15 protein-coding genes are annotated in these 17332 nt (G+C 32.2%); 4 read left to right on the top strand and 11 right to left on the bottom strand.

The genetic code is table 11. The annotated features are described in order from the left end of the window. Positions 1 to 337 precede the first annotated feature (337 nt). Positions 338 to 1228: a LysR family transcriptional regulator gene (locus tag V7056_RS14895; protein ID WP_499703167.1), complete on the top strand. Its 891-nt coding sequence runs from the start codon at positions 338 to 340 to the stop codon at positions 1226 to 1228. A 63-nt stretch (positions 1229 to 1291) separates the two neighbouring features. Here the strand turns inward: V7056_RS14895 and chrA are convergent, their stop codons facing one another. The 5 genes from chrA to V7056_RS14920 form a co-directional block, all read right to left on the bottom strand. Beyond that, the gene (gene chrA / locus V7056_RS14900) at positions 1292 to 2470 is read right to left on the bottom strand and encodes a chromate efflux transporter (protein WP_499703194.1); all 1179 of its coding nucleotides are present in this window, start codon (positions 2468 to 2470) and stop codon (positions 1292 to 1294) included. Positions 2471 to 2572: 102 nt separating this feature from the next. Next, positions 2573 to 3208 (bottom strand): hypothetical protein, encoded by a 636-nt coding sequence (locus V7056_RS14905; protein WP_499703169.1) that lies wholly within the window; start codon positions 3206 to 3208, stop codon positions 2573 to 2575. A 111-nt stretch (positions 3209 to 3319) separates the two neighbouring features. Continuing rightward, positions 3320 to 4960 carry an AMP-binding protein gene (locus V7056_RS14910; protein ID WP_499703171.1) on the bottom strand — a complete coding sequence of 547 codons (1641 nt, stop codon included), beginning with the start codon at positions 4958 to 4960 and terminating at the stop codon, positions 3320 to 3322. Positions 4961 to 5121: 161 nt separating this feature from the next. After that, a complete protein-coding gene (locus V7056_RS14915; RefSeq protein ID WP_499703173.1) occupies positions 5122 to 5763 on the bottom strand; it encodes a LysM peptidoglycan-binding domain-containing protein in 642 nt (213 codons plus the stop codon). Positions 5764 to 6020: 257 nt separating this feature from the next. After that, positions 6021 to 7271 carry a cation:dicarboxylate symporter family transporter gene (locus V7056_RS14920; protein ID WP_499703175.1) on the bottom strand — a complete coding sequence of 417 codons (1251 nt, stop codon included), beginning with the start codon at positions 7269 to 7271 and terminating at the stop codon, positions 6021 to 6023. Between the two features lie 640 nt (positions 7272 to 7911). Here V7056_RS14920 and zwf point away from each other — a divergent pair. Further along, positions 7912 to 9420 carry a glucose-6-phosphate dehydrogenase gene (gene zwf, locus V7056_RS14925; RefSeq protein WP_499703177.1) on the top strand — a complete coding sequence of 503 codons (1509 nt, stop codon included), beginning with the start codon at positions 7912 to 7914 and terminating at the stop codon, positions 9418 to 9420. A 40-nt stretch (positions 9421 to 9460) separates the two neighbouring features. Here the strand turns inward: zwf and gnd are convergent, their stop codons facing one another. Beyond that, the gene (gene gnd / locus V7056_RS14930) at positions 9461 to 10867 is read right to left on the bottom strand and encodes an NADP-dependent phosphogluconate dehydrogenase (protein ID WP_499703179.1); all 1407 of its coding nucleotides are present in this window, start codon (positions 10865 to 10867) and stop codon (positions 9461 to 9463) included. 288 nt (positions 10868 to 11155) lie between these two features. Between gnd and V7056_RS14935 the strand changes: the two genes are divergently transcribed. Both V7056_RS14935 and V7056_RS14940 read left to right on the top strand, forming a co-directional pair. Then, entirely contained in the window at positions 11156 to 12256 is a 1101-nt protein-coding gene (locus tag V7056_RS14935; RefSeq protein ID WP_499703181.1) for an AbrB family transcriptional regulator, read from the top strand. Positions 12257 to 12593: 337 nt separating this feature from the next. Next, positions 12594 to 13010 carry an organic hydroperoxide resistance protein gene (locus V7056_RS14940; RefSeq protein ID WP_499703183.1) on the top strand — a complete coding sequence of 139 codons (417 nt, stop codon included), beginning with the start codon at positions 12594 to 12596 and terminating at the stop codon, positions 13008 to 13010. Positions 13011 to 13093: 83 nt separating this feature from the next. Here V7056_RS14940 and fabF read toward each other — a convergent pair whose 3' ends face one another. The 5 genes from fabF to V7056_RS14965 form a co-directional block, all read right to left on the bottom strand. Then, positions 13094 to 14329, bottom strand: coding sequence for a beta-ketoacyl-ACP synthase II (gene fabF, locus V7056_RS14945; RefSeq protein ID WP_499703185.1), 1236 nt, complete (start codon positions 14327 to 14329; stop codon positions 13094 to 13096). 47 nt (positions 14330 to 14376) lie between these two features. After that, positions 14377 to 14955: a TetR/AcrR family transcriptional regulator gene (locus tag V7056_RS14950; RefSeq protein ID WP_499703187.1), complete on the bottom strand. Its 579-nt coding sequence runs from the start codon at positions 14953 to 14955 to the stop codon at positions 14377 to 14379. Positions 14956 to 15052: 97 nt separating this feature from the next. Then, positions 15053 to 15799 carry an SDR family NAD(P)-dependent oxidoreductase gene (locus V7056_RS14955; RefSeq protein WP_499703189.1) on the bottom strand — a complete coding sequence of 249 codons (747 nt, stop codon included), beginning with the start codon at positions 15797 to 15799 and terminating at the stop codon, positions 15053 to 15055. A gap of 212 nt (positions 15800 to 16011) precedes the next feature. Further along, a complete protein-coding gene (locus tag V7056_RS14960) occupies positions 16012 to 16446 on the bottom strand; it encodes a MarR family winged helix-turn-helix transcriptional regulator (RefSeq protein ID WP_499703190.1) in 435 nt (144 codons plus the stop codon). A 96-nt stretch (positions 16447 to 16542) separates the two neighbouring features. After that, on the bottom strand, positions 16543 to 16944 hold the full coding sequence (locus tag V7056_RS14965) for a DoxX family protein (protein ID WP_499703192.1): 402 nt from the start codon (positions 16942 to 16944) through the stop codon (positions 16543 to 16545). Between the last annotated feature and the right edge of the window lie 388 nt (positions 16945 to 17332).

A 17332-nucleotide genomic window follows, 5' to 3' on the forward strand; every position in this document is an offset into this window, starting at 1 on the left:
AAAATAATTGTTTTCTTCTTTTGATGACTATTTACTTTATTTGCTAACAATTTTTTCATTCCCATCTTAGTTGTTTTCTTTCGTCTCTATATTTAATGCGATGTATACATATTTATTAAACTTCATGAATAACTTTACATTTATTATTGTACAATGTTTTTTTAAGAAAATATATTTAGCGATTGTAATTTTAGTATTAAGTAATACTTAAAATACATGTTTTTGTTTACAAATATTAAACACTTTCTACTAATATCACGGGTTTTATGATAAGTTTTACAATGAGAAAGTTGTAAAAAAGAAATAACTGTTTAAAATTTAAACACAGGGGGAAAATATGAATTTCGAACAATTAGAATATATTGTAAGGGTTGCAGATGAGAAATCAATTACAAGAGCTGCGGATACATTACATATCTCTCCTTCGGGCATCAGCCAAAGCGTCTCACAGTTAGAAAAAGAACTTGGTATATCGATATTTAATCGCTCTCGTATTGGAGTCACTCTTACTACAGAAGGATTTGTTGTGTATGAAAAATCGATTGATATCCTCAGTACTTTAAAGGAATTAAAAGATGATTTAACAACAATTAAAAGATTAAATAAGAAACATCTAAAAATAACGTGTGCGCCAACTTTTACGTATGTTTTACACGAAGTACTTAAAAAGTTTTCTAATAAAAATAATGAGGTAACTTTTCAAATAGAAGAACAAAATTCAGTCAGTTTACTTAAAAATTTCAATAAAGATCGATATGATTTGGCTTTTTTGCCTGGCTTAAGAAGTGAATTTGAGAAGGAAACTAAGATTGAAATAGATTTTTTGCATAAAGGATATGCCTGTATTCTTGTAGGTAAACACTCCCCACTCTTTGATTTAGATTTTGTAAATGCAAAACATTTATTAAATCAAAAAGTAGTCTTATATAGTCTAACGAATAAACATTTTAGTGAACTGGTTAAACGATATAAAAATGAAATCATATTGAAATCGAATAGGACATTGACCCTAATTGAAATGATTAGGGAAAGTCAAGTTTTTACCTATATACATGATATTACGATTAGAGATTTTCCAGAGGTATTAAGTGGACAATTAAGAATTATCCCGATCAAGGATCCCGATTATAATTATACTGACTTTTGGGTAATTTACTCTGCATCAACTGATTTATCAAGTTCGGCTAAGAGTTTTATTAACGAGGTTAAGTATCATATCAATAAATAAAAAAAGTAGGATTATACAAGATCCTACTTTTTATTTTGTCTGAGTCGTACAATCATCTATTCGTTAGAAATAAAAGAATCCTCCAACAACTCCAATTAAAACAACTATCCAAGGAGCTAGTTTCCAATATGAAATCATACTAAACAAAATTGCTGCAAATACAAAGTCCATTGGATTTAAAATCGTGCTTGTCCAAATAGGTTCATAAAATGATGCGATTAAGATTCCTACTACTGCAGCATTTATGCCAACTAATGCGCTTGAGATTCTATTATTTCCCCTTAATGTATTCCAAAAAGGTAAAGATCCTAAGATCAGTAGAAAAGCAGGGAGAAATATTGCGAAAGTTGCTATTAATCCACCCTTCCATCCATTTAGTACAGCTCCTAAATATGCTGCAAATGTAAATAGTGGTCCAGGGACAGCCTGCGTTGCGCCATAACCTGCTAAAAAGGTTTCTTTATTAATCAGTCCTTGTTGTACAAATTCCTGCTGTAGTAAAGGTAAAACAACATGTCCACCACCAAATACGAATCCTCCTGTTCGATAAAAACGATCGAACAGATCAACCCAACCAAGCGTAGTACATTTATTTAGTATAGGTAAAAGAAAGAATAAGAGAAAAAATAGAGTTAAACAAACGAGTGCAAAACGTTTTGAGACGATTATATTTATGTTTGCTTTGTTTTCGGATGGACTTTTTTTAAAAATAAATAAACCAATGATTCCAGAAATTAAAATGATTGCAATCTGGGAGAATTGCGAAGTCCAAAGAAGTGTAACAATTATTGAAAACAAAGCAATAGATTTCGTTTTTATATCGGGCGTTAGTTTTTCCGACATTCCTAAAATTGCATGAGCAACAATTGAAACTGCTACAATTTTTAATCCATGTATCCAACCAGTATGAATAAGCGCAGAATGCTGCATAAATTTCGCAAAAAAGATTAGTAATATGACCGAGGGAAAAGTAAATCCAATAAATGAAACGATTCCTCCAAGAATACCAGCTCGTATAACACCAATTCCAATCCCAACTTGACTACTTGCTGGACCAGGTAAAAATTGACTGAGAGCAATTAAATCTGCATACGATTGTTCATCCAACCACTTTTTTTTACGCACATACTCTTCATGAAAGTAAGCCAAATGCGCAACGGGCCCACCAAATGAAGTCAGGCCCAATTTAGTTGAAACAAACAATAATTCTATTAAGAATGTAAAAGTTTTTTTTATATTCATATCTTTCATAAAGCACCTTCTATAAAATTTTCAGTTTGCTTTATTAATTTTAACTTAAACAATATGTTAATCTAAAAATATTACATATTTTTTATATAAACTTTACAATTCAGGTGGCAACTTATATATTACATTCCCTTTTTCATCTAAAAATTCCATAGATGGAACATCAAATTCATCAACTGCTAATCGAATACGTGGATTCCCATTACGATCCATTAATTTAACAGATACATCACCATTTTTACTCTTACCCATAAAGGCTCTTTCTACATTACCTCTCCATAGATTTTCAATTTCTTCTTCTTTACTTTTTTCATCCAATAATTTATTTTGTATTTCTTTATGTTTTTCTATTATGTCTGGAAGTGGTGTACTAGGTCGATCATATATTGTAAAGCCATATTGTTTGTCACCGTTGTAATCAGTGTAATGCATTTGAACTACTTGATCTTGTTTATATTGATCAAAAGTAAGTGAAGCTACTGCCTGATAATTCCCCTCTTCATCAACTTCATTTCCATATATAAGTCCACCAACCTCATCGCCATCATTGTTATAAAACATCATTCCGGAACAAGGATCATTTTTTCTATGATTTAAAAAGATTTTATTATTCATGATTCCAGGTGGGATATGCTCATTATTAAAAAGCGACAACTTAACTTTACCATTTTTATCAACGATATTTAATTGTTCTACTTCTAAGCTATCGATTTTGATGTGTTTATTATTCATCATAAAACTCCTTAATTAGTTTTTCTTTATAGATTCTTTGGATTTTAAATATTTCCTTTTAAAAATAAAAAAACAAAGCTATAAACTACTAACTTTGTTTTTTTATTTATATTAAATTGACTGAGTATTTTCTACAGCTAATTCTCTTAAACGAAACTTTTGAATTTTTCCTGATGCTGTCATTGGGTATGTATCAACAAAATCTATATATTTAGGTATTTTATGTTTTGATATTTTCCCTTTACAATAAGCTTTGATTTCTTCTTTGCTAATGGATACTCCTTCTTTTGGAATAATCCATGCCATAACCTCTTCACCATACACTTGATCAGGTACTCCAACTACTTGAACATCTAGAACTGACGGGTGAGTGTATAAAAATTCCTCAATTTCTCGGGGATAAATATTTTCTCCGCCACGGATGATCATGTCTTTTAATCGACCAGTAACTTTACAGTAACCTTTTTCATCCATAATTGCTAAATCACCAGTATGTAACCAACCTTCTGCATCTATTGCTTCCTTTGTTGCACTTTCATTTTTATAATAGCCTTTCATCACATGGTAACCTCTTGTGCATAATTCACCTTGAACTCCCCTTGGAACTTCATTTGTAGTCCCTGGTTCAACAATTTTCACTTCAACATTTGGAAGTGCTCTGCCTACAGACTCAACCCTTATTTCAATTGGGTCATCTGTACGTGTTTGTGTGATGACTGGTGAGGATTCTGTTTGACCATATGCAATTGTTATTTCAGTAGCACCCATTTTTTCGATAACGGCCTTCATAACCTCTATTGGACAATTTGATCCAGCCATGATTCCAGTTCTTAAACTTGATAAGTCATAGCTTGAAAAGTCTGGCTCATTTAATTCTGCGATAAACATAGTTGGAACACCATGTAAGCCAGTGCATTTTTCGTCCTGGACGGTTTGAAGTACTCTCTTAGGATGGAACTCTTGAACTGGTACCATCGTCGCACCAACGGATACGCAAGCCATCGTTCCTAATACACATCCAAAACAATGAAAGAATGGAACTGGAATGCAAAGGCGATCTTTCTTCGTTAACTTCATGCAATTTGCAATATTAAAACCATTATTGACAATGTTTGAATGTGTTAGCATTACTCCTTTCGGAAAGCCTGTTGTGCCCGAGGTATATTGCATATTAATGACATCATAAGGGTTTAACGAATCCATTCTTTCGTTCAATTCAAAATCAGACACGAATTTTGCTTGTTCCATTATGTCTTCCCAAGAAAAAGTTCCAGGATATTTCTCATTTCCTAATACAATTACATTTCGTAAAAATGGGAGGCGAGTACTATTCAATTCTCCTGGACTGGCGTTCTTTAATTCTGGAACTATTTCGTAAAGCATATCGATATAGGAAGAATCTTTGAATTGGTCCATTAAAATGATAGTTGTCGAATCGGATTGTTTCAATAAGTATTCTAATTCAGATGTACGGTAATTTGTATTGACTGTAACAAGTACAGCTCCCATTTTTCCTGTTGCAAATTGTGTTGTTAACCATTCAGGGGTATTTGATGACCAAACTGCAATATGATCACCTTTCTGAATGCCAAGATTCATTAGACCTTTCGCGCACTTGCGACAATGGTTATCAAATTGTTCATAACTCATTCTCAATCCTCTGTCAGCATAAACCACCGCTTCATGTTCAGGATGCAAATTTGCTTTTTCCTCCAATAGTTTTCCGATTGTTATATCTAATAAATTTGTCATCTTATCCTCCTTAAAAGTTATCATTTACAATAAAGTATTCGCTTTCAAAATTAGATAAAAAGTATAAGTAAGAATATTCTATATATTTGAGGTATAACCTTCTTTAACTAAAAAAAAGATGTAAAAGTAAATGACCTTTTACATCTTTTTATCAATCTAATTTAGATTAATTTTATTGTTTGAAGCATTTCGATCATCTGAGGTGTAATCCCCTCTGAAGCTTCTTTGTTTTCAAAGTGTATTGTGAATCTCACTAGTTTTCCATCAACTCTTTTGACAACAATATTTTGTTGGACTTTTGCATTATGAGCATGTAAGAAAAAGTACGCATTTTCATAAAATGGAATCCCTACATCTGTTTTATATTCTGTCACTTTTCCAGTAGAAGAAAGATATAGTTTTGAATTTGCTTTTACATCACTTATCTTAGCTTTAGCATCTAATACTTCAATACGTGTAAAGTAATAACCGTTTTTATTATATAGCAAGATGTATTTACCAGGTTCCTCTAGTCCAAAAGAAAAGCCAGTTTTAGTCTGTAGTTTGACTTTGACCTTCATTGCATCGTAATTTAAATCCTTACTAATGATCAAAGTTTTACCAGCAAATATTTTGTCTGATTGTAGTCTATTTAATTTCTTAAGTACAGCGACGGTAGTCTGATATTTTTTTGCAATTGAATATAAAGTATCTCCTTTTTTAATTTTATACGTAATCGTTGCGGCATCTGTTGTTTGAGGAAATCCGAGCATAGCGGTTAGACCTAATGTTAAAGCTGCAGTTTTTAATAAACTACGTTTCATTAAAAAGCCCCCTATATCTCTATTTTTTTGCATGACTCTGTGTAACATTGAATCATGATTCAAACTTGTATTCCGCACATTATTATGAATAAACTAAAAAAATCAATGCGCATTTATAGGTATATTCAAGTTTTCCTACGTATTGTCCTTTAAATTGTTAAAAAGTCAATTTTTCGTGAGGTCTTGTCTACTTTGTACAATTACAGATTCAAAAAAAAGAAGAAGCTTCAAAGAGCTTCTTCTTTACTAGAAATATTTTATGCAATTTTCTTTGCGTTTTCTGAATTAGGAGTAAATTCCCCTTCCCATTTCGCAATTACGACAGCTGCTAATGAGTTACCAACAACGTTTACTGCTGTTCTTGCCATATCAAGAATACGGTCAATCCCCGCAATAAATGCTAATCCCTCTACTGGAATGCCAACAGTTCCTAATGTAGCTAATAGTACGACGAATGATACGCCAGGAACACCTGCAATACCTTTAGAAGTAACCATAAGTACTAACATTAGTGATATTTGTTCAGTAATTGATAATTGGATACCATACATTTGTGCGATAAAGACAGCAGCTAATGCTTGATATAACGTAGACCCGTCTAAATTAAAGGAATAACCTGTTGGGATAACGAAAGAAGCAATCGCTTTTGGTACACCAAATTTTTCAACTTTTTCCATAATTCTAGGTAATACTGTTTCAGAACTTGCAGTTGAATACGCTAAAAGTAATTCGTCTTTAATCAATTTAATAAAGTTGAAAATATTAACGCCAACCATTCTAGCAACTAATCCTAGTACTACGACAATGAAAAATGCCATCGTTCCATAAACTGTTATAACTAATTTTCCAAGTGGTATAAGTGATTCTAAACCAAATTTAGAAACTGTTACACCGATTAATGCAAATACGCCAAATGGAGCAAACTTCATGATTTGATTCGTAATATAGAACATTGTATCTGCTGTTCCTTGGAAAAATGCAAGAACTGGTTTTCCTCTTTCACCTATTGCAGTTAATCCAAGTCCAAATAATACTGAGAAGAAAATAATAGCTAACATATTTCCTTCAACGAATGCAGCAAAAATATTGCTTGGTACAATATTTACAAACGTATCGGCAAATCCATGACTTTTTACTTCAGATGCAGTTTCAACATAGCTATTGATATCCGTTTTTTGAAGTGCACCCATGTCCACCCCTGAACCAGGATGGAATATATTTGCAACGAATAGACCAATAATAATAGCGATTGTTGTAATAATTTCAAAATAGATAATTGTTTTACCGCCAAGGCGACCAAGTTTTTTTGTATCTCCTACACTTGCAACACCAACAATAATACTAGAAATGACAATCGGTATAACGATCATTTTAATTAGTCTAAGAAAAATGTCTCCGATTGGTTGTAAGTAACTAGCTACATTAGGGTTACCAAAAAATATGGCACCTACGATAATCCCAAGTACTAGTCCAATTAAAATTTGCCAAGCTAATCCTATTTTTTTCATTTTTAAAAGTCCCCCTTTTTTACAAGATTTTAGTCATAGAGTGGATACCAAGAAATAAAACCAATGAAGTTTTCCTTCTTAATGGTATTGGCATTCTGCAATGGCTTCCTCTGTAAACGATGGAACTTTACATTACCCATCACTCACAATGAATTGAAAAATGTTAAAAACTCATTAGAAAAAGTTATATAAAAAATAGTATAACAGAAATCATTACGATTTCAACTTTGAAACATTTACCAATAAAATGGAAATAATTAATTCTATAACCCTTATCGTATATAGGACTAATCCATATATCTTATTTTTTTATTTCCTAATGAATGTTCTAAAATTTTCTAATGTTCTTTTTTTTGAAATAATATTAAGCCTTTTATATCATGAATTAAAGCTGCTTTATTTGGCATTTTAAATCAAAAAAAATAGGAAAAATAAGGAATTCACCCTGTTTACGTTTGAACATGTATTGTTTATGATTAATTTAGGAAAATAAGCAAAATTATTTATTTTTTGATAATCAAATTTGTTTTTAGTGTAAATATGACAATTTTTTATGTAGAATGCATGTCAATTGAATAATCACTATTGATTATTACTAAAATAAGTTAGTAATTTATGTTTAAGAAGTGAGGTAAAATCATTGAAAAGTACAGAAAACCGTCCTAAAGCTGTAATTGTTATTTTTGGTGCAACTGGAGATCTTGCAAAAAGAAAATTATTTATCTCTATTTATAGACTGTTTTTGAGTCAAAAAATTGATGAAGATTTTGCTGTAGTTGGTGTTGGGCGCAGACCTTGGTCAAATCATGAATTTCGTGAAACAGTTAAGAAATCAATTCAATCTTCTGATCAAAGTCAAAATGATATAGATAGCTTCCTTTCTCATTTTTACTATCATCAATTTGATGTTTTAGAACCATCATCTTATTTAGAACTTGGTACGTTATTAACAAATATGGATGAGCATTATTCTATTCCAGGGAATAGAATTTTCTATTTAGCAATGGCACCAGAATTCTTTGGTACAATAGCCAAACAGCTAAAAGAACAAGGCTTAACGAATACAAATGGTTGGAGTAGACTTGTAATTGAGAAACCATTTGGCCATGATTTACCTAGTGCAATTGAATTAAACAAAGAAATTAGAGAAGCATTTACAGAGAATCAAATTTATCGTATCGATCATTATTTAGGTAAGGAAATGGTTCAAAATATTGAAGTCATTCGTTTTGCTAATGCAATGTTTGAACCACTCTGGAATAATCGTTTTATTTCCAATATACAAATTACGTCAAGTGAAGTTTTAGGCGTTGAAGATCGAGGAAGATATTACGAAAACTCAGGTGCGTTAAAGGATATGCTCCAAAATCATATGTTACAAATTGTATCATTACTTGCAATGGAGCCACCAATTAAACTAACTACAGAGGAAATACGTAGTGAAAAAGTAAAGGTTTTTAAAGCACTTCGTAAAATAGATGAAAATGAAATTAAAAATTACTTTGTTCGTGGTCAATATGTTGAAGGGACAGTGCAAGGTAACCAAGTTCCTTCATATCGAGATGAAGATAATGTTGATCCGAACTCTCAGACTGAAACCTTTGTAGCTGGTAAACTGTTTATTGATAATTTCCGATGGGCTGGTGTCCCTTTTTATATCAGAACTGGAAAACGTATGGCACTAAAATCTACTAAAATTATCGTTCAGTTTTCTGATATTCCTATGAATTTGTACTATAATACGAAAGAACAAATGACACCAAATCTACTGATTATACATATACAACCAGACGAAGGCATTACACTACAATTAAATGCTAAAAGATCGGATGCAGAAAGTTATACAAAACCAATACAATTAACGTTTAATAATAATTGTGTTGACTGTATTAATACCCCTGAAGCATATGAAAGACTAATCTATGATTGTATGCTAGGTGATGGTACGAACTTTACCCATTGGGATGAAGTAAAATATTCTTGGAGTTTTGTTGATGTCATTTCTCAAGCATGGACAAATAATCTTGCTCCTTTAACAACTTATGAATCTGGTTCAATGGGTCCAAAAGAATCTGATTCTTTACTAGCAACAGATGGACATAATTGGTGGCCAGTTTCAGACCTTTTAAATGATAATAAAGATAGATAAACTAAAAACCCTTGTAATTTTACAAGGGTTTTTTGATTGATTATGTCCACTGAGTATGGAATTTTCCTTCTTTATCAGTTCGTTCGTAAGTATGTGCACCGAAGTAATCTCGTTGTGCCTGAATTAGATTTGCTGGTAGATCAGCTGTACGATAGCTATCATAATATGCTAATGCAGCCGAAAAACAAGGAATTGCTACACCTGCTTCAATCGCAACCACACTAATTTTACGTAACGCTACTTGGTAACTTTCGACAATTTCTTTAAAATACGGATCAAGCATTAGGTTTGCTAATTTACCATCAAGATCGTATGCTTCTTTTATTTTTTGTAAGAATGCAGCTCTAATGATACATCCACCACGGAAGATCATAGCGATATCACCATACTGTAAGTCCCAATTATATTCATCAGAAGCAGCTCTTAATTGCGCAAAACCTTGTGCATAAGAACAAATCTTGCTCATATAAAGTGCTTTCCTTACATCCTCGATTAATTGTTCTCTATCACCATTAAATTTGTAATTGGAAGGCCCTGATAATAGTTTGCTCGCCTTGACTCTCTCATCTTTCATCGCAGAAATAAATCGAGCAAAAACTGATTCAGTAATAATGGATAATGGTACGCCTAAATCTAATGTGCTTTGACTTGTCCATTTTCCGGTACCTTTTTGTCCTGCTTTATCAAGGATAATATCAACTAATGGTTTTCCAGTTTCATCATCTGTTTTTGTGAAGATGTCGGCAGTAATTTCGATTAAATAACTATCTAACTCGCCTTTATTCCACTCACTAAATACATTGTGTAGCTCTTCCGCCGTTAGACCAAGAACATTTTTTAATAAAAAGTAAGCTTCTGAGATTAATTGCATATCGCCGTATTCGATTCCATTGTGTACCATTTTCACGTAATGCCCTGCTCCGTCTGGACCGATATATGTTGTACAAGGCTCATTATTTACCTTTGCAGAAATTGCTTCAAAAATTGGTTTTACAAGTTCAAAAGCTTCCTTTTGTCCACCTGGCATGATTGATGGACCTTTTAATGCACCCTCTTCTCCGCCAGAAACACCTGTCCCAATAAAATGAATGCCACTATCTGATAATTTTTTATTTCGTCTTTGTGTATCTTTATAATATGTATTTCCACCATCAATTAATATATCGCCTTTTTCAAGATAAGGAAGTAAAGCATCAATCGTTGAATCTGTTGGCGCACCAGCTTTAACCATAATTAAAATTTTACGAGGAATTTCTAATGACTGTACGAACTCTTCAATTGAAAAAGCTCCTACGACATTTTTGCCTTCTGCTTCTTTTAAGAACTCTTCTGTTTTTTCTACCGATCGATTATACACAGAAATAGAAAAACCACGGCTTTCGATATTAAGAGCTAGATTTTTCCCCATTACTGCTAAACCAATCACACCAATTTGTTGTTTAGCCACCTGAATTAGTCCTTTCCTATTAAATTATGCAAGGTTTTAGTACATAAGTAACGATGATGCCTTTCATTAATATAACCTTACATGGTTAACACTATCCTTTTCAATTGATTACACAATTTTTAAGGATATTATGAATAAGTATACATTCTATTAAGGGTTATACATAATATTTTTTTCTTGCATACTAAGAAATTAAGGTCAATAATGATAGTTATATATAATAAAGTCTATAAAAGCAATACAAATACTCAACATTAAAATTTAATAAAATGAAAAGAAGTGATTCTTATGATTGTACAAACATTATTTCAAAGAAAATGGACGCTATTTTTAGCAACATTCATGATTGCGATCATTGGTGGTTTATTATTTAAAGTGATACATCTCCCTATTCCATGGCTACTGGGCCCTATGTTTTTTGTTTTTATTTGGGCAAAATTTTTCAAAGAAAAACTTTATTGGCCAAGTAAACTTCGAGATTCTGCAATGATTACCGTAGGATATACAATCGGTCTTTCATTTACTAGTGCCACCTTTGTTCAAATTGGTCAACAGATCACTTCTATGATTTTAATGACTCTCCTTTTATTACTTTTTACATTGATTATATCGATCATCATTTCAAAGCTATCTGGTATACCATTTCCAACCATTTTAATAGGAAGTATTCCAGGTGGATTAAGTCAGATGATAACCTTGGCTGAAGAATTAGAAGATATTGATATTACGGTTGTTACTTTTCTACAAATATCTAGATTAATGATGATCATCTTTACAGTCCCTTTATTTATATTTAGCCCTTTATTTGATATTCATAGAGAAAGTTCTCTTACAAGCACAGTTCAAAATTCTACAAACCTAAGTGATTTATTCCCAAATATTATCGTATTTGCAGTTGCTTGTACTCTTTTTGCAGTTTTAGGTAAACGTATTAATTTTCCTACTGCTTTTTTATTGGGACCAATGCTTGCTACTATCATATTAAATTTGTCAGGATTTCATGGTCATTCTCTCCCAGCTTTTATTCTTGATTGTTCTCAATTAATGATTGGAGGATATATTGGGCTATTACTGAAACCTGAGAATATGAAAAATAAATTAAAAATATCGATTTTAGCAATAAGTAGTGGTATTGTTTTATTGTTATTTTCATTTGGATTAAGTATTTTATTAACGCATTTCCATTCTATGAATACTGTCACTTCAATGCTAAGTCTTTCTCCTGGTGGAATGGATCAAATGGCGATCATTGCAAAAGAAGCTCACGGTGATATGTCCGTAATAATGTGTTATCAACTATTTAGAACATTATTTATTTTTATTGCGGTTCCTTATTTATTAAAGTTTATCTTTAATCGTATGAATGTGAGAGTTGCTGATAAAATGTAACTGATAATAGGAATTTATACTCCCGATTGGGAAATTAATGTGTAAAGGGGCGTCTCTAATACGCCCCTTTTTTGCAAATATTGATAATCTGATTCGCTATAAAATATAAATTTCATTTTAATAATGTGTTGAAATCTCCTCCAATTACTTCTTGATCTCTCACTTTTTAAAGATAGCAAATTCCATTTTTAACATGGTTAAGGTAAAATTATGCATATTTAATAGAAACAATTTATAACGAATAAGACAATACAAATTAATTCATAAGAATAGTTTAAACAGCATAAAACAATAATATTGTTATGCACATTTACATTTTTAGATGAGGTGAAAATAAATGGTTGTATTATTTACATCAAAAGCCACAGCTTCTGGTGGTCGTGAAGGACATGTGAAATCTGATGATGGATTAATTGACTTACAGCTCACGATGCCTTCAGCTCTAAATAAGAAGACTGGTTCAACCCCAGAACAATTATTTGCCGCTGGATACTCTGCATGTTTTGATGGTGCACTCAATTTCATTGCTAAGAAAAATAAGCATAAAATTGAATCATCAATTACTGCTGAAGTTAGTCTATTAAAAGATGAAACGGAAAGTCCATTTTCATTAGCTGTCACTTTAAACGCGCATATTAAAGGTGTGCCTCAAGATGTTGCAGTGGATTTAGTCAAAGAAGCACATGGTTTTTGTCCATATTCAAAAGCTTTACGAAATAATGTGGATGTAAAATTAAAGGTTTCGGTTGAATAAAGAAAGTTTGTCAGTACGTAAAAAGACTGTTAATACATATTAACAGTCTTTTTTTTATTCAATATTAGCCTCTTATTTGAAATTTATTGATCAAACTTTTTAAAAACAAGTACAGCATTATGTCCACCAAAACCAAATCCATTTGAAATCGCATAGTTTACCTCAGCTTGTATAGCTTTATTTGGTACATAGTCTAAATCACATTCTTCATCTGGAAACTCATAATTAATTGTAGGTGGAATGATATTTTCAAGTATGCTCTTTAGGGTAATAATTGCTTCTATTCCCCCAGCTGCACCAAACAGATGACCGGTCATAGACTTTGTTGAGCTTACTTTTAAATGATATGCATGTTCACCAAATACACTTTTAATTGCTTTTGTTTCAGATTTATCTCCTTCTGGCGTACTCGTTCCATGTGCGTTGATATAATCTATCTTAGTTGGTTCTATTTGAGCTAAGTCTAATGCTAGCTTCATCGCGCGCTCTGCACCGTGAAAATCAGGCGACGTAATATGGAAAGCATCAGTTGTTGAACCATATCCAACGATTTCTCCTAGAATGGTTGCTCCCCTTTTTTTAGCGTGCTCATATTCTTCTAATAATAAAATACCGGAACCTTCAGACATGACAAAGCCGTCTCGATTCTGATCAAAAGGTCTGCTAGCTTTTTTTGGTTCGTCATTATTTGTTGACATTGCTCTCATTCTTGAAAAACCAGCGTAAGCTAATGGGTTAATCGATGCCTCAGAGCCTCCTGCTAAAATAGCATCTGAGTACCCGTGTCGAATATTTAAAAAGGCTTCTCCAATTGCATGATTTCCTGTTGCACAAGCAGAAACTGGAGAAAAGCTTGTACCTTTAAAACCAGTTTTAATAGAAATGATACCTACAGCCATGTTGATAATCATCATTGGGACCATAAAAGGTGATACTTTTCTAGGTCCTTTGTCCAAAAGAGTTTGATGATTTTCTAATACTGTATCAATACCACCAATTCCTGAGCCAATAAAAATACCTAATCTATTAGGATCTAGTTTTTCGATATCTAAGTTGGCTTGATCTAGTGCTTGTCTTGATGCAGCATATGCATATTGAACGAATTTATCGTATTTACCTAATTCCTTCTTCTCAAAGTAATTTTCTGGTGCGAAATCTTTGATCATTCCTCCAATTTTTGTATTAATATCTTCATATCCTTCAAATTCAACTTTATCAATACCTGATTCTGATGCTTTAATACGATCCCATAAAGTATCCACAGCATTACCTAAAGGTGAAACAACTCCATAACCTGTAACAACGACTCTTTTGTGCATATGAATCCTCCTTCAATTACAAAAAATAATTTAATATTTAGTAGAAATTAAAATAACATGTTTTTCAACTGCAAAATAACCATGTCCAAATACTTCTTGTCTTTATTTAATCGACTCAAAGCTAATGAACCTTCCATTGAAGAAATGATAAAGACAGCCATTTCATTTGGCTGGATATCTTTTTTTATTTCGTTACATTCTTGTCCATGCTTAATTACGTTGGCAATTAACTGGATTAACCCGTTAAATCCGTCTTTAATTGTATCTTCAAATTCTAACATTGAATCATCTGCTTCAATTGCAGCATTCATTATAGGACATCCACCTTGTATGTATTTATCATGTAATAAGGTGCTAAATACAGAAATAAATTCATCAAATTGTTCTTGTGCTGTACTTTTTTCGGACACAGCAAGAATATACTTTTCCCTTAATGTATTCATTGAATGTAAAAATGAAGCTTCTGCCAAAGATTCCTTGCTTTCAAAATGATTATAAATTCCACCTTTTTTTAAACCTGTAGCATTCATGATGTCTGAGATAGAGGTTGTTTTATACCCTTGCATATTAAAAAGAGAAGATGATTGTTCGATTATATATTTCTTTGTTCTTTCACCTTTGTTCATATGCATTTACCTCCTTCGCTTCCGAAAAAAGAACTATCGGTCTTTTTTTTATTAAACTATTTTCTATTTTGTTTGTCAACAAACTTGAACAATGGGACTATTCTTCATAAATCATTTTTCGCGTCATACCACCATCAACGATAATGTTTTGACCATTTACAAAATTGTTTTCTGGATCCGCTAAATAAAGGCACGCTTTTGCGATGTCTGTAGGTGTTCCAACTCGATTTGACCAATGTTGTACATGATCTTTTGCTTTTAATTCAGTATAGTTATTAAACTCTATCCAACCTGGACTTATACAATTCACTGTAATATTGTTAGATTGAAGTGATGCAGCTAACGAATGTGTTAATGATACAATTCCACCCTTTGAAGCAGCATAAGACTCTGAGTTTGGTTCAGACATGATTGCTCGGGTAGATGCCATATTTATGATGCTACCTCCGTTAGTCATTACTTTTGCGGCTTCTCGTGAAGCGATAAAAACACTTCGTAAGTTCGCTTGAATCACATCATCAAATTCTTCGGTACTTAATTCAAACAATGGTTTGAACTTTGCGATTCCAGCGTTATTAATTAAAATATCAATTTTCCCGTATGTATTCATAACGTTTTGGATGAGATTTTTAAGATCATCTTCTTTCTTTACATTTGTATAAAAAAATGAAGCTTTTCCCCCATCTATTTCTATATGTTGTTGTACATATATACCTTTTTCCTCATCAAGATCGGCGATACAAACAATTGCACCTTGTTGTCCGAACTCTTTTGCAATGCCTTCTCCTATACCGTTTGCGCCTCCAGTGATAATAACTACTTTATCTATAAAATTAGTTCTCATCGTTCAATTCCTTTCATCTATCTTTGTTTCTTTTGCTTTTGGTCGTGCTAGTACAAGAAAATGAAACAGTCTTCTTTGATTTCTTCATTATACTTAATATACGCTATTAAACAAAAAAACTGCCAAAAGGCAGTTTTCATCATCCAGACTAATTCGTTCAAATATAACATTATTTGTTTATGAAATTTCATTACGAAGTGAACTTACATATCTTAGCTCAGCCCCATTTTTTTCAAGAGATAAATGAGCATTTCTTTTTCTGACTTATTGATCTGAGAAAACAATTGATCAATCATTTGTTCATGCTCTGGGAAAATCGAACTGATTAACTGATGACCTTCATCAGTTAAGACAGCGTAAGTTACTCTTCGATCTTTCGGACAAGGCAATCGTTTTATGAATCCCTTGGCCTCTAATTTATCAAGAACATATGTCATGTTTCCACTTGAAATTAATATTCTTTTACCGATATGTTGAATTGGCGTATCACCTTTATGATAAAGTAATTCTAAAACAGCAAATTCTGTTAAATTCAAACCAAATAACTTAATATGTTCAATTGCAGCATCTGTTATATATCTATTTGTTTTACAAATCTCAGAGAATAATTGTAGCGATCGGTTTTGATTATACTGATCATTCAACATATACTTCACCTCTCAATACAAAATCTTTAATTCGAGATTATTTTAGAATATTTTCATTGTAAAGTCAATAAGAATAGGCTTTTTACTGCTAAGCAATTAAAAAATCAAAGCATCAATTGCATATGCACCAGGACCTGTTAAAGCAACCCCGATAACAACTGCTAATATAATTAAGTTTAATTCATATCCATTTTGAGTTGACCAAAAACCGTTTGGACCATGTACTTTTACAATCGCTACGAACATTGCACCAGCAATTAATAATGAAGCTAATGGTGTTAATAAACCTGTTGCAAATAAAATACCACCTATTAATTCACTTACCCCAGCGAAAAATGCCATTTGTACTCCTGGTTTCAAGCCAATTGATTCCATCCACTGACCAGTACCTTTTAATCCGTAACCACCAAACATTCCAAATAATTTTTGTGCACCGTGACCAATAAAAGAAACCCCTATCACTAAACGGATGATTAATAATCCTAAACCTACTAACATAATTTTCATTCTCCTTTTTTGTTTTAGTTTGAAATAAAGTATCTCTAATTCGAGATAGTGTATTAAAAAAAATGAAACCATTACTTCTTAATAAACTTATGATTGCACATTATAAGATTCCTCTATTCTATTTTCACCTCATTTAGTTTATCTTGACTTCGAGATAATATTAATCTAAATGTAACCCTTTGTCAACATCATTATTAAAAAATATTGCACCTTTTTAAAAAGAATATTATTTTTTTGGTTTTATGTTCTTTAGAAAGAAGTTGTTTACAACGGAAGGTGCGAGACTCCTGTGGGAAATGTGGGAAGGATGAGACCCTGCATGTTAGCCTTGGAGGCTCAGGTCTCCGCCCCACGGAAAGGGAGCGTCCTGGAGTTGTAA

The organism is Bacillus sp. JJ664 (assembly GCF_036962205.1).
GTDB lineage: Bacteria > Bacillota > Bacilli > Bacillales > Bacillaceae_G > Gottfriedia.

Coding starts and splice junctions, on each gene's coding strand:
- chrA (WP_499703194.1), bottom strand. CDS start 2,470: ATGAATATAAAAAAAACTTTTACATTCTTAATAGAATTATTGTTTGTT.
- V7056_RS14940 (WP_499703183.1), top strand. CDS start 12,594: ATGGTTGTATTATTTACATCAAAAGCCACAGCTTCTGGTGGTCGTGAA.
- V7056_RS14905 (WP_499703169.1), bottom strand. CDS start 3,208: ATGAATAATAAACACATCAAAATCGATAGCTTAGAAGTAGAACAATTA.
- V7056_RS14965 (WP_499703192.1), bottom strand. CDS start 16,944: ATGTTAGTAGGTTTAGGATTATTAATCATCCGTTTAGTGATAGGGGTT.
- V7056_RS14950 (WP_499703187.1), bottom strand. CDS start 14,955: ATGAACAAAGGTGAAAGAACAAAGAAATATATAATCGAACAATCATCT.
- V7056_RS14910 (WP_499703171.1), bottom strand. CDS start 4,960: ATGACAAATTTATTAGATATAACAATCGGAAAACTATTGGAGGAAAAA.
- V7056_RS14935 (WP_499703181.1), top strand. CDS start 11,156: ATGATTGTACAAACATTATTTCAAAGAAAATGGACGCTATTTTTAGCA.
- fabF (WP_499703185.1), bottom strand. CDS start 14,329: ATGCACAAAAGAGTCGTTGTTACAGGTTATGGAGTTGTTTCACCTTTA.
- V7056_RS14955 (WP_499703189.1), bottom strand. CDS start 15,799: ATGAGAACTAATTTTATAGATAAAGTAGTTATTATCACTGGAGGCGCA.
- V7056_RS14915 (WP_499703173.1), bottom strand. CDS start 5,763: ATGAAACGTAGTTTATTAAAAACTGCAGCTTTAACATTAGGTCTAACC.
- V7056_RS14895 (WP_499703167.1), top strand. CDS start 338: ATGAATTTCGAACAATTAGAATATATTGTAAGGGTTGCAGATGAGAAA.
- V7056_RS14960 (WP_499703190.1), bottom strand. CDS start 16,446: ATGTTGAATGATCAGTATAATCAAAACCGATCGCTACAATTATTCTCT.
- V7056_RS14920 (WP_499703175.1), bottom strand. CDS start 7,271: ATGAAAAAAATAGGATTAGCTTGGCAAATTTTAATTGGACTAGTACTT.